The organism is Novosphingobium sp. fls2-241-R2A-195 (genome assembly GCF_030209485.1).
In the GTDB taxonomy this organism is placed as follows: Bacteria; Pseudomonadota; Alphaproteobacteria; order Sphingomonadales; family Sphingomonadaceae; genus Novosphingobium; species Novosphingobium resinovorum.
This window is the reverse complement of record NZ_JARVRY010000037.1, coordinates 1-11,330: the sequence shown is the minus strand read 5'-3', so window position 1 is coordinate 11,330 and position 11,330 is coordinate 1. Positions and strand designations below refer to the sequence as shown.

Annotated in this window: 14 protein-coding genes, 1 tRNA gene and 2 pseudogenes; 9 read left to right on the top strand and 8 right to left on the bottom strand. The window is 62.2% G+C overall.

Annotation, left to right across the window (positions count from 1 at the left end; genetic code table 11):
• Nucleotides 1-152 precede the first annotated feature (152 nt).
• Complete coding sequence (locus tag QRN25_RS24375; protein ID WP_285021981.1) at nt 153-320, top strand: DUF1328 domain-containing protein; 168 nt, start codon at nt 153-155, stop codon at nt 318-320.
• A 91-nt stretch (nt 321-411) separates the two neighbouring features.
• Here QRN25_RS24375 and QRN25_RS24370 read toward each other — a convergent pair whose 3' ends face one another.
• From QRN25_RS24370 to QRN25_RS24360, 3 genes are all read right to left on the bottom strand, one after another.
• Entirely contained in the window at nt 412-828 is a 417-nt protein-coding gene (locus QRN25_RS24370) for an acyl-CoA thioesterase (protein WP_285021979.1), read from the bottom strand.
• A 122-nt stretch (nt 829-950) separates the two neighbouring features.
• Entirely contained in the window at nt 951-2,072 is a 1,122-nt protein-coding gene (locus QRN25_RS24365) for a metallophosphoesterase (RefSeq protein ID WP_285021978.1), read from the bottom strand.
• Nucleotides 2,073-2,082: 10 nt separating this feature from the next.
• Entirely contained in the window at nt 2,083-3,003 is a 921-nt protein-coding gene (locus QRN25_RS24360; RefSeq protein WP_285021977.1) for an SDR family oxidoreductase, read from the bottom strand.
• Nucleotides 3,004-3,165: 162 nt separating this feature from the next.
• On the opposite strand from QRN25_RS24360, the gene QRN25_RS24355 reads away from it, so the two are divergent.
• From QRN25_RS24355 to QRN25_RS24330, 6 genes are all read left to right on the top strand, one after another.
• A complete protein-coding gene (locus tag QRN25_RS24355; protein WP_285021975.1) occupies nt 3,166-3,678 on the top strand; it encodes a TetR/AcrR family transcriptional regulator in 513 nt (170 codons plus the stop codon).
• Nucleotides 3,679-4,131: 453 nt separating this feature from the next.
• Nucleotides 4,132-4,641 carry a helix-turn-helix domain-containing protein gene (locus tag QRN25_RS24350; protein WP_285021971.1) on the top strand — a complete coding sequence of 170 codons (510 nt, stop codon included), beginning with the start codon at nt 4,132-4,134 and terminating at the stop codon, nt 4,639-4,641.
• 100 nt (nt 4,642-4,741) lie between these two features.
• Nucleotides 4,742-5,035: a hypothetical protein gene (locus tag QRN25_RS24345; RefSeq protein ID WP_285021970.1), complete on the top strand. Its 294-nt coding sequence runs from the start codon at nt 4,742-4,744 to the stop codon at nt 5,033-5,035.
• A gap of 146 nt (nt 5,036-5,181) precedes the next feature.
• A complete protein-coding gene (locus QRN25_RS24340; RefSeq protein ID WP_285021969.1) occupies nt 5,182-5,529 on the top strand; it encodes a hypothetical protein in 348 nt (115 codons plus the stop codon).
• The gene (locus QRN25_RS24335) at nt 5,504-5,977 is read left to right on the top strand and encodes a hypothetical protein (protein WP_285021966.1); all 474 of its coding nucleotides are present in this window, start codon (nt 5,504-5,506) and stop codon (nt 5,975-5,977) included. Before QRN25_RS24340 ends, QRN25_RS24335 begins: the two co-directional genes overlap by 26 nt.
• Nucleotides 5,977-6,327 (top strand): hypothetical protein, encoded by a 351-nt coding sequence (locus tag QRN25_RS24330; protein WP_285021964.1) that lies wholly within the window; start codon nt 5,977-5,979, stop codon nt 6,325-6,327. The genes QRN25_RS24335 and QRN25_RS24330 overlap by 1 nt, the downstream gene beginning before the upstream one ends.
• A gap of 23 nt (nt 6,328-6,350) precedes the next feature.
• Here the strand turns inward: QRN25_RS24330 and QRN25_RS24325 are convergent, their stop codons facing one another.
• From QRN25_RS24325 to QRN25_RS24310, 5 genes and pseudogenes are all read right to left on the bottom strand, one after another.
• A complete protein-coding gene (locus QRN25_RS24325) occupies nt 6,351-6,653 on the bottom strand; it encodes a hypothetical protein (protein WP_285021963.1) in 303 nt (100 codons plus the stop codon).
• Nucleotides 6,654-6,950: 297 nt separating this feature from the next.
• A pseudogene (locus QRN25_RS24320) lies at nt 6,951-8,163 on the bottom strand (tyrosine-type recombinase/integrase).
• A gap of 168 nt (nt 8,164-8,331) precedes the next feature.
• A complete protein-coding gene (locus QRN25_RS24315) occupies nt 8,332-8,724 on the bottom strand; it encodes a hypothetical protein (protein ID WP_285021962.1) in 393 nt (130 codons plus the stop codon).
• 28 nt (nt 8,725-8,752) lie between these two features.
• Nucleotides 8,753-8,806, bottom strand: a pseudogene (locus QRN25_RS26410) (hypothetical protein); the annotation flags it as partial.
• Between the two features lie 161 nt (nt 8,807-8,967).
• Nucleotides 8,968-9,041: transfer RNA gene (locus QRN25_RS24310), tRNA-Gln, on the bottom strand.
• Between the two features lie 155 nt (nt 9,042-9,196).
• Between QRN25_RS24310 and QRN25_RS24305 the strand changes: the two genes are divergently transcribed.
• On the top strand, nt 9,197-10,567 hold the full coding sequence (locus QRN25_RS24305) for a Ppx/GppA phosphatase family protein (RefSeq protein WP_285021961.1): 1,371 nt from the start codon (nt 9,197-9,199) through the stop codon (nt 10,565-10,567).
• Nucleotides 10,564-11,244: an RlmE family RNA methyltransferase gene (locus QRN25_RS24300; protein ID WP_008833541.1), complete on the top strand. Its 681-nt coding sequence runs from the start codon at nt 10,564-10,566 to the stop codon at nt 11,242-11,244. The genes QRN25_RS24305 and QRN25_RS24300 overlap by 4 nt, the downstream gene beginning before the upstream one ends.
• The last annotated feature ends 86 nt before the right edge of the window (nt 11,245-11,330 follow it).

Here is an 11,330-nt window from a genome sequence, read left to right as displayed (position 1 = left end):
AATCACATTCTCATCCTGATTGACGCGCAATCATCATCCAGTTTGTCGCGCTACACCTGGAACTGTCGTTTGGAACTTAGGTCAGCACCGCAGGTTCTAGACGACAACTCGTCGAACAGTTCGGCCAGTGGGATTCATTTAAGGAGAGACCCATGTTTCGCTGGGCCATCATTTTTGCCGTTATCGCACTTATCGCGGCGCTTTTGGGCTTTGGCGGCGTAGCAGGTCTTTCCGCCAGCCTTGCCAAGATTTTCCTGCTCGTAGCAGCCGTGATTTTGGTGGCCGGGTTCGTTTTTGGTCGCGGCAAGCGGGTGCCCTGAGGCAAGCCCCGTAAAAGCGTCCGCCACTGGTAACGTCCGCGTCCAAAGCCGGGCCATCGGACTGGCGGCAACGAATGTGGACGTTCCCCGATCACCGTTGCCCCGCTTCTCCCGCCGGAAAAAACCGCTCGATAACGTCCCTTGCCAGGCGGGCTGGCCGCATCGTCGATGCATCGAGACAACACCAGCTGGACTTTACCTCAGCAAGCACCTCTTCCCCTCGCCTGATCACCGTTTCGTAGAAGGCTCGAGCCCCCTGAACCTTCTCCAGAAGCACCGTGGCGATGACATCGTCATCCAGAAAAGCCGGTTTCCGGTATGTGATCTCGTGCTTAATCGCCACCCAAAGATGCTGACTGATTGCGTCAGCAGGGGCCAACGCGCGCCAGTGATCAACCACTGCAGCCTGAACCCATTTCAGGTAGCTGGCATTGTTGACATGGCCCATGAAGTCGATGTCGTTCGGATCGATGCCGATCGGAAACTGGTGAGGAATAGCGTGGTTCACCTATAGGTCAATAACACTCCCTTTTAGTCAAAGAAAGCGGATAGGGCCTGCCGAACGGTTCAAGCGAGGCCGCCCCCGGGCACACTTCGCCTTTGCTCGCACGGGTGAGCGCGATTGATCAGTCAACGGGTCCTCCGCCGCAACGTGATCCGCGTCAGTTCGCAAGGCTGGCCCAATCTCAAAGCGAACCCAGGCCAGATGCCGGTGCCATTGTTGACGTAGAGGGCCATGTCACCAACGGCGTAGTGGCCCGAGACGAAGCCGCCATTCCCCCGCCCGACCAGACGGTCGAGCCCGACGATCATGCCGCCATGGGTGTGCCCCGACAACTGTAGCGCCACGCCATGATCGCCAGATTCGCGCGCCCGCCCCGGCTCGTGATCGAGCAGGACAACCGGTGCGCCAGACGGTGCCCCATCCAGGGCCTTCCCGAGGTCCGGGAGCGGTTTGCCGACACCGCGCGCCGACGGATCGGTGAGACCTGCAACGACCAAGGCTCCCTTGCCGCGCTCGATCACCGCATGCGTGTTCGCCAGAACCCGCATGCCTAGCGAAGCAAGGTGTGCCATCCACGCATCGTAACCGGAGAGATATTCGTGATTACCAGGGCTGAGCCAGACGCCATCGCGCGCGCGCAAGTCGCGCAAGGGTTCAACGCCCTCGCGCCGGTTCTCGACACTGCCGTCGATCACGTCACCCGTTATCACGATCAGGTCAGGCTCGAGACGATTGGTCGCCTCGACCACGGCGCGGCTCCAGTTTGCGGGAAAGAGCCGGCTGATATGCAGGTCGGTGAGGTGAACGAGGGTATAGCCCTCGAAGGCTTCAGGAAGGTCCCGTATCGTGATCGTCACCTTGCGCAGACGCGGCACGCCGATGGCCTGCCACACGCCGATCGCCGCCAGCACGAAGGCCACCCCGGCAATGGCATAGCGCGCTTCGACCCAAGGCGCCGCGCCGCCGATCCCGGCTATCGTCGCAGCCAGCCTCAACGCGTCGAGCGCGATCTGGAAGACAGCCAGCAAGGCGATGCCTCCGAACAGCCAATTGAGCAGGATGATAAGCAGGCGCGGGAACTCCGGGCTGAAGACCGATCCCGACGAGAGACGGCTCCACAGATGGAACTGTGAGCCGATGAGCAGGACCAAGGCGACTGTCAGTTTGATGCCGTCCGCCCAGGGCAGCGGCAACAGCGTGCGCGCCACGACGTAGGCCCATGGTAGTGCGAAGATCAGGTGGAACATTGCTTGGGGTTCAACCGAAGGTCACGCCGGTCATCGCCTCGGACCGGGACCAGAGCTGCGCGGCCATTTCGGCATCCAGCGCCTGCGGTTCGATCTTGCCGGGGCCCGGCGGCCCCTTCAGCTCTCGCAGACCCTGAGGCCCGAAATACTGGCCGCCGCGGATGCTTGGCATGGTCGCTGCCATCACTTGCGGCAATGCGCCGTCAGCGGCGGAATGGCCGATCAGCTTGAGCGCGATCGAGCCGCCCCAGGCCATCAGCCGACTGCCCGGCCCGGGACCGTTGGCGATCAGGTCAGTGGCAGCAGCGCCGGGGTGGGCTGCAACGCTGGTAATCCCCCAGTCCTTCGCCCTGCTGCGCCGGTCAAGCTCGAGCGCGAACATCAGCATCGCAAGCTTGGACTGCGCATAGACTGGCCAAGGCTTGTAGCCTTGCACATATTCGAGGTCATCGAGCCGGAAGCTGCCGCTGCGATGGGCGATGCTGGAGACCTCGACCACGCGGGCCCTGCCCGCGATCAGAAGGGGCAGCAGCCGCCCGGTCAACGCGAAATGCGAGAGATAATTGGTGGCGAACTGCATCTCATGGCCGTCGATCGTGGCTTCGCGCCGCGGCAGCGCCATGATGCCGGCATTGTTGACGAGGATATCGATCGGGCGTCCACTCGCCAGTTGCCGTTCGGCAAAATCGCGAACCGAGCCAAGGCTGGCGAGATCAACGAGATCGAAGCGCACCTGGGAACCGGGGTGACGGTTGCGGATCAGCGTTTCGGCAGCGCGCCCCTTGTCCGGGTTGCGGCCTGCGAGGGTCACCTCGGCCCCGGCTCCCGCCAGGGCAAGCGCCGTCTCCAGACCCAGGCCGCCCGTCGCGCCGGTGACGATCGCCAGCCTGCCGGACTGGTCGGGAATATCCTTGGTGGTCCAGCTCGCCATATTTGCTATCCTTCGCATCGATCAGCCACAGGAGGGCGCTGAGCGCGATATTGTGCACTCAGTGCAAATATACAAGAAGTGCAAGAAACAATCTCACCCGCTTCGGTCGGCCTGCGTGAGCGCAAGCGATCGCAAACCCGCGCCCGCATCCAGGACGAAGCCATGCGTCTGTTCCTGGAACGCGGGTTCGAGGCGACGACGCTCGACGACATCGCTCGAGCTGCAGACGTTTCGCGGCGCAGTCTGTTCCATTATTTCGGGTCGAAGGAGGAGATCGTCTTTTCCACCAAGGCCGATTTTCCGACGCTCGTGGCTGACGCGATCAGGCGGAGACCAGTCGACGAGGCCCTGCTGGACATGGTTGAGAATGCCTTCCTGGAACTCGCGGAAACTCACCTTTCAGAACGCGCACGCAACCTTGCTAGGCTCATCCAGGACACGCCGGCGCTCAGCGCGGGCGATCAGGCCAAGTACGAGAAGGTCGAACGCGTCCTCGCGAGCGCGCTCGCCCAGAAGAAGGGCCGCCCCGAGACCGACATCGAATGCCGCGTCACCGCCACGGCCGCGATCGGAATACTGAAGTTATCGACGCAGGCCTGGCTGGTCGGAAGCGATGCCGGTCCCAGCACCTTCGGCAAGGCCGCCTTTGCGGCTTTGCGACGAGTTGCCGGCTAGCCGCCTAGTGAGGCGTGTTGCCCCCCAGCTATGAGCGCCGCAGCAAGGCTTGTGGGCTAACCGTCCCATCGGAGCGAGCCGGTGCTAACAAGCTGGAATCCTGTTCGCGCTGTCTGTGAAGAACTTTGCGTGAGACCGCCCCCTTGGCGAAGCGCTCTGAACCAACTGGCGTTTCAAGTGTCAAACTCGCAACGATTCTGCCGGGATCGTCGTTCGTACGGATCGAGATGCCGCAGGTCCACTTGGTCGAAGCCGCAGTCGCTGTGCGACGTTCGCTTTATCTCCGCTTGCCCGAGATTGCGCGACTTGTGCCCAACCCCGGGCGTCAAATTGGCGACTAACAATTGGATACTGCGCCAAACGAGCGAGGTTACCGGTTGCAAACAGTGCTAGGATGCTTTTCAGCCTCCAATTCTGTGTGGAAACAAAGGGCGAGGCACGAGGGACGGCAAGATGCGGGAATGGTCTGAAGGGGAGCTTCGACAAAAGCTGTCCGCCCGGCAGTACGAGGTTCTCTCGCTGGTTGCCCGGCACCTGTCTTCCAAGGAGATCGGCGCAAGCCTTGGCCTCTCCTATAAGACCATCGACAATCATGTCGCCGACCTGATGGTCAAGCTGGGGGTTTCCAGCCGGGCTGATGCGGCCCGTATTTTCCTAGACGCATCAAAGGGTAGGGAGCGACTACCTAGTGCGCCGCAACCGCTCGACAGCGACGCGGATGCCGAGGCACAGAGCATTCGTCCGGAAGAAACGAGACGCGGAGGAGAAGACCAAGCGAGGGCAGAACACTCTCGATGGGAATTCTCACGGCTCTTCAGTCTTCCTCCGGTCGGGGGCTCCCGTCATGACCTGACGATAGCGCAGCGCATGGCGATGATGGGACAGGTTGCGCTTGTCTCCGTCGTCGGTCTGGCCGCGATCGTCACGGTGATGGTCGGAATTCTCAGCCTGCTCGGCAGGTAAGCTTCATTTTACGGCAAACCTCAGCGTGATTCACGCATCGGAGAAACTTATGCGTCTTTCGGAAGCAGGCGGACGAGCGGTCGCCACGGAAATTTCTGGCATGTTCAAGAGCGTCGACACAGCCCTTTTTGACGCCGCGCGCCTTGCTGCGACCATCATGGAGACCAATGCCGCATCCAGCGTCCCGCCGGCCCATCTGCAAAGTGCGCTGGATTCGGCAGCCGCCGGTTTCGCCAAGCTGGTGGAGGGCCGCAAGGACATGGTGCAGATGCATCGCAAGCTCGCCTTCATCAAGGGCGAATCGCAGCACCGGGAAACGGATTGGGGCTGCTTCGGCGACGATAGCCCGAGTGGGCTGCTCAAGACCCCCGAGATGGCGACAACCCGAGCGTAAATCCGAAAAGGGGATGGCCTTGACGTTGAGCGTCGCAGGTTGAAGTCAAGGCCATGCTCCTGAACCTCGTCTTCGGAATACTCATGTTCGCATCCTGCATGCCAGCGCTGCTGTGGGGCGGATGGGAAGGGCGCAGGATATGCCTTATGTTCGTGGTCGCTGCGCTGGCGACCTATATCGGCGCAACGACGTTCAAGACCCAGATCAGCCTCGCGCACTCCACGGTCATGGTGGACTTCGTGCTGCTCATCGGCCTCGCCCATCTCGCGGCGAAAACCGACCGGTACTGGCCCTTGTGGATATGCGCGTTTCAAGCACTCAGCGTCATCTCCTTCCTGGCCTGGGAAATCGTTCCCAATACGCCCCGGCTGTTCAAGGCTGCCTCGGCGGTGTGGAGTATCCCTCAACTGATAGTTCTGTGCGTCGGTCCAATTCTCGACCTTCGGCAGTCCTCGCGGGGAGCGCGCCGTGCTGAACCTCCATACGCTGACTGACGAACTGGCGCATATCCTCGGAGATCACGCCGAGATCGAGTGCGAAATCGACAACGTTCAGTCCTATCTCGACGGGATTGCCGTACGCCGCAAGGTTGCCCCCGACATCGATGAATGCGCCTGGCTGATGCTCCTTAGCCTTTACCGGGCGGGCAGTCCTCGAAAGGGGGCAATGACCGTCGCGCAGGTTTGTGCTGCGGCGGCCTGTTCATCGAGCAAGGCCATCACGCACGTTCCCTCCTTGCTCAAGGACGAACTCGTCTGTTTTCAGGCAGAGGATGACCGGTCGCAACCTCCTCTCGTCATCACGAAAAAAGGGAGCAAGATGGTGAGCGCATGGCTATCGCTCATGCATCTCGGCGCCCGTACCCCGATAGCTGTCACAACGACATCGATCGTTTCCGCGCTCGAGACCCTTGCCAGGCGCAACAGCCCCGCCGCCGATTGATGGCGCGGCCACGCCAAGACATTGAGACATTCATGAGCACCACATACTGGACGGCGTTCGGTATCGCCGACAAACCAAGGCAGGGGCGTTCGCAGATCGACCGCAGGCGCGCGCTCATCGAGGTCGTGTCGAAAATTGCGTGCAGCGCGGTCTGGACTGAAACGCCCGATTTCATGATCTTCGATTCCCGGATTGCGATAGACGACATCAAGGACCGCTTCAAATCGGCCATCGACGACGAGGTCGATCTGTTCGTTCTGGTCTGCACGCATTCGAAAGCTGGGCGGATCGTTGGCGCGAACCCGGACAAGGATATCTTCAAACTGATGACCTCGATCGAGTCAGGCTGAGAACTGAGCCGACACTCGCCAGATTAGCTGGGGAAGTTCGCATCCACGAACAACCTCGTGAACTCGAACGGACTGATCTCCAACCCCTGTTCACTGGCGGATTGCCTGCTGGCCTCCCAGACAAAAGCGATCTCGGAAACGTAGCCCTCGCTGAAGCTCATCCGTTCAGCGACGACCTCAAACCATGCCCGGGTTCCATCAGCTTGCGAGAAGGTCTGGGAGAGGAGAAGGATTGCCTGCTCCTGCTGCTCGGTCAGTTCACCGATCGCGCGCAGCACGAAGGAGTCGAGATACTGGAGAAATGGCTTTTCGGCATAACGCATCATGGCCGGGCTCCCTGACGGGCAGTGTAGACCCAAAGGTCCCCGGCATCCAGTCGGGAACGCGCAAGTGCTGGAATAACAACCTCTCTTCCCGCAGTCTCATCCGAGCATGAGCCACAGCCGAACCGCTCCTGCTGCGAGATTTGTTCCGCCGCAGCGATCGGATCGCGTCGGCCACGTGCTTGAGCGTTTCCCCCGGCACGCCCTAGCAGCGGGAGGCGCCGGCCGTAGATAACCTTTTCGGTGGCCCGCCCTGGTCCGGTCCAGACGATGCGGATTACAGGCAGCGCGCGGTTTGCCTCACCGCGCGCTCTTGGATGCGCTCCTGAGGTTATCGAGATAATCGCTCCACCACTGCGACATCGCCACCCGTTCATTCCAGTGCGCGCCGCGATGGTATGCAGCTCGAACTCTATCGCTATCGCCGTGGGCGAGCGCGCGCTCGATCGCATCAGGATGCCATTTTCCGCTTTCGTTCAGCAGCGTCGATGCGGTTGATCGAAAACCGTGGGCCGTCATTTCATCGGTCGAGTAACCTAGGCGCCTGAGACCGGCATTGATCGTGTTGTCGCTCATGGGCCGGGCGCGAGAGCGTATCGATGGGAAGAGATAGCCTTTTGGTCCTGTCAACGCATGGACCTGCTTCAGCATCGCCAGAACCTGTCGCGACAATGGAACCAGATGGTCTTTTCGCATCTTCGTCTTGGCTGCCGGGATCGTCCACAACGCATTTTCGAAATCGACTTCTTCCCAGGTCGCATGTCTTAGCTCGCCAGGGCGCACAAACACGTGAGGTGCGATTTGCACGGCCCAGCTTCGAAATGGGCTGGCCATCGTATCCGTCTATTGCCCGGAGCAAATCCCCAACTCGCGACGGTTCGAGGATGGCGCCATAGTGCGTCACACTAGGCGAAGTGAGCGCGCCTTTAAGGTCTCGGGTGGGATCTGATCTCAGGCGGGCTGTCGCCACAGCATACCTAAACACCGCGCCGGCGAGTTGAAGCGTTCTGCGCGCGCTCTCCAGCTTGCCCTTACTTTCGATACGGCGAACGGCCGCCAGCACGTCGATCGGCTCGATCTCCGCTATTGGCATGTTGCCGATCGAGCCCCTTAATAGTGAAAGCAGATACTCGCTTCGGGTCGCCGTTGCGGGTGCCCAACCCTTTTGCCCGTCACGCTTGCGCTTTTCGCAAAATTCGGCAGCTATGGCCGAGAACGTGTTGGACGCCTGCATCTGGGCTCGGACTTTGGCGCGCCTCTTCTCGACGCCCGGGTCTTTGCCGTCCAGCAGTAACTGACGGGCCTCGTCGCGCCGACGCCGGGCATCCGCCAGCCCGACTTGGGGATAGACACCGATCGCGAGGGTCTTCTCTTTGCCGTGGATGCGATACTTGAGCCGCCAGAGCTTGCCGCCTCCGGTGGCGATCAAAAGAAATAGTCCCAGCGAATCACCAAGCTTGTACGGCTTTGCTCGGGGCTTGGCATTGCGAATAGCAACGTCTGTAAGGGCCATATTCCGCGCCTTTCGCGAGATGACTCCCCCAGCGTGGGGGCATCTCCAATCGACCCGAGAACGCGAGACCCCGAAAGACCCCCACAAAAGCGTGGATGCCGGTGGACGGGGGTACGCAAACCCGGACGAACCAAGGCACAAAAGCCTAGGTTTTCTGCGGGTTTTATATCATTTTAAGGGTGATTTTTGAAGGGCGAATGGAGCGGGTAGCGGGAACGGCACCGCATTCGGCATTGAGGATGGCTTCGACGGCGTTGCTCCGGTTGGTGTTCCGCTGAGCAAGGGGGCTAGCCGGGCATGGAGTTCGCCAATGGTCGTACCCGCATCGTGGGCGGCGCGGATGTGCGCGATCAGATCGTCAATGGCGGTACTGGCGGGCTGGGCACCATCGAAGGTGTCGTAAGGCTGTTGCGCTACGTCGGTCAATGTGTCGAAGCGGTCGGTCATGGTGTGGGCCTCCATGCTGGTCGTCGGTGGCTGACGGGGCGTTACCTTGCCTTTCAGACGTTGGTTCCGCGACGATGCCGAGCCGAGCATCATCGAAGAGGCGTTGTAGATCATAGGCCGCTGAAATGAGCGCGCGTCGCGCTTCACGCATGGATGAAGTCTTTAAAGACCGACTGATGTGACGTCGGCCCAGCACTGCTGCGACATCGGCAGGAACCCTCAAGCGATACTGAAAGACCGTGCCCCGCCGCCATAGCCCCGGCAATCATCGATTTGAACGTTTGTGCAACAGTAGTGTGCTACACGCAGCCCGACCCTGCTCCGAAAAGCTTGGTTTTCCAGCGATGTGAGGAAGATTGGATGCCCCGCGAGGATTCGAACCTCGATAGACGGAATCAGAATCCGTAGTCTTACCATTAGACGACGGGGCATCGGAGGCGCCCCACTAGCGGCGGTCGTGATTCGGGTCAAGCGCCTAGATGCAGCAAAAAAAGCGCTGCCCTTGCCGGTTGGCGCGCGGGGCGTTAGCATCGGCGTCAGGTGCCCGCCCGATCGGCGGGAAGACATTAGAACGAGTATCGAATTTATGGCGGACCACGATCCGCCGGTTGCCAAAGTCGAAGTGTCGGGAACAGCCGAGGCGACGGGTCGTCCGTCGCGGCGGCGCAAGGGCAGACGGGGCAAGGCGAAGGCGGGAGCGAAGGCGCCTCCAAAAGCCTCTGCCAGCCCTCAGCCCTCCGGCACGAAAGCCAAGGGGAAGGCGCGCCCGTCGGGCAGCGCCGCCAAGTCCGAGGCAGGCAAGGCGCCGCGCGTAGAAGACACAGCTGCATCGCCCGCCAGGGCGCCTGCGCAACCGGGCAGTCCCGATCGGCAGATTGGCGCGGCGCGGGTGGGGACTGTCCCGTCGCTGCTGTCGGCGGGCGGGCGACAGGCTTATGCCGCGATCGACCTCGGCACCAACAACTGCCGCCTGCTCATCGCGCGGCCCTCGGGCGAGAACTTCACGGTGATCGACGCCTTCAGTCGCGTCGTCCGGCTGGGGGAGGGCATCGCGCAGTCCGGGCGCCTGTCCGACGCGGCGATGGAGCGCACGCTTGCGGCGCTGCGGGTCTGCGCGGACAAGCTGGTGCGCCGTAACGTCTACCTTGCCCGCTCGGTCGCGACCGAGGCCTGCCGCCGCGCCACCAACGGGCCGGAATTCATTGAGCGCGTGCGGCAGGAAACCGGCATCCAGCTCGACATCATTTCCGCCCGGGAAGAGGCACGTCTGGCCGTGCTGGGCTGCCACGTCCTGCTGGAGGACGGCTTCGGCCCGGCGATGATCTTCGACATCGGCGGCGGCTCGACCGAACTGGTGCTGATCGAGAGCACCGGCACCGTCCCGCGCATCCTCGACTGGCAGAGCGTGCCGTGGGGCGTCGTCTCGCTCACCGAAAGCTGCGGGCCGGAAGGCACGACGCAGGCCGAACGCCTCGAACGGTATCGCCACATGCACAGCCTGGTGGCGGAGAGCTTCTCCGCCTTCTCCAAGCGCGTCGGTCCGGCGCGCGAGAGCGCCAGCCATGACGGACCGCTGCGCCTGCTCGGCACCAGCGGCACCGTCACCACCCTCGCCAGCCTGCATCTGGAACTGCCGCAATACGACCGGCGCATGGTCGATGGGCTGATCGTGCCCGCCGAATCGATGCGCGGGATCAGCACGCGCCTGTCCTCCATGGCGATCGAGGAGCGGCGCGAGCTCAACTGCATCGGGCGTGAGCGGGCGGACCTCGTGGTCGCCGGCTGCGCCATCCTCGAAGCCATCCTCGACCTCTGGCCCGCCGCGCGGCTCGGGGTTGCCGACCGCGGCATCCGCGAAGGCATCCTGCGCAGCCTCATCGCCTCGCACTCGCCGGGTCCGGCATCTGGAATTAGAAACATGACCGACACCATCCGTAACGCAGTCCACGCCCGATGAGCCGCTCCGGCCGCGATCCCGGCGAGCGGCTCAAGACCGCCAAGAAGCGCTCGACCAGTTCGGCGCGCTGGCTGACGCGCCAGCTGAACGATCCTTACGTGAAGAAGGCCAAGGCCGACGGCTATCGCAGCCGCGCTGCCTACAAGCTGCTGGAACTCGATGAGAAATTCGAGCTGTTCAAGGGCGTGGAGCGCGCCGTCGATCTCGGTATCGCACCGGGCGGGTGGAGCCAGGTGCTGCGCCTGAAGCGGCCCAAGGCGAAGATCGTCGGCATCGATCTCCTGCCCACCGACCCCATCGAGGGGGTCACCATCTTCGAGATGGATTTCATGGCGGACGCGGCCCCGGCGGCGCTCGACGCGGCGCTGGAGGGAGCGCCGGACCTCGTGTTGTCGGACATGGCGGCGAACACCGTGGGGCACAAGCAGACCGACCATCTGCGCACCATGGGCCTGGTTGAAACGGCGGCGGACTTCGCCATCCAGTACCTGGCACCCGGCGGGACGTTCCTGGCCAAGGTGCTGGCCGGGGGGACGGACACGCAGCTTCTCGCGCTGCTCAAGAAGCACTTTACCAGTGTCAAGCACGCCAAGCCGCCCGCCAGCCGCAAGGATTCGTCCGAGTGGTATGTCATTGCCAAGGGCTTCAAGGGGCGCGGCGAGGCGGTTGAGGATTGATATTTTTCGCCAAATAGGTTATATGGCCCGACATCCGATCCGGCGATGATCACGCCGGAGAGGTGTATCGGGTCGGCGTCGTGGGC

Bases quoted from the DNA above. Each gene is read 5' to 3' on its own strand.
- QRN25_RS24355 (WP_285021975.1), top strand. From the start codon at position 3,166: ATGCGTCTGTTCCTGGAACGCGGGTTCGAGGCGACGACGCTCGACGAC.
- QRN25_RS24340 (WP_285021969.1), top strand. From the start codon at position 5,182: ATGTTCGTGGTCGCTGCGCTGGCGACCTATATCGGCGCAACGACGTTC.
- QRN25_RS24325 (WP_285021963.1), bottom strand. From the start codon at position 6,653: ATGATGCGTTATGCCGAAAAGCCATTTCTCCAGTATCTCGACTCCTTC.
- QRN25_RS24350 (WP_285021971.1), top strand. From the start codon at position 4,132: ATGCGGGAATGGTCTGAAGGGGAGCTTCGACAAAAGCTGTCCGCCCGG.
- QRN25_RS24345 (WP_285021970.1), top strand. From the start codon at position 4,742: ATGTTCAAGAGCGTCGACACAGCCCTTTTTGACGCCGCGCGCCTTGCT.
- QRN25_RS24365 (WP_285021978.1), bottom strand. From the start codon at position 2,072: ATGTTCCACCTGATCTTCGCACTACCATGGGCCTACGTCGTGGCGCGC.
- QRN25_RS24360 (WP_285021977.1), bottom strand. From the start codon at position 3,003: ATGGCGAGCTGGACCACCAAGGATATTCCCGACCAGTCCGGCAGGCTG.
- QRN25_RS24375 (WP_285021981.1), top strand. From the start codon at position 153: ATGTTTCGCTGGGCCATCATTTTTGCCGTTATCGCACTTATCGCGGCG.
- QRN25_RS24305 (WP_285021961.1), top strand. From the start codon at position 9,197: ATGGCGGACCACGATCCGCCGGTTGCCAAAGTCGAAGTGTCGGGAACA.
- QRN25_RS24330 (WP_285021964.1), top strand. From the start codon at position 5,977: ATGGCGCGGCCACGCCAAGACATTGAGACATTCATGAGCACCACATAC.
- QRN25_RS24315 (WP_285021962.1), bottom strand. From the start codon at position 8,724: ATGATCTACAACGCCTCTTCGATGATGCTCGGCTCGGCATCGTCGCGG.
- QRN25_RS24300 (WP_008833541.1), top strand. From the start codon at position 10,564: ATGAGCCGCTCCGGCCGCGATCCCGGCGAGCGGCTCAAGACCGCCAAG.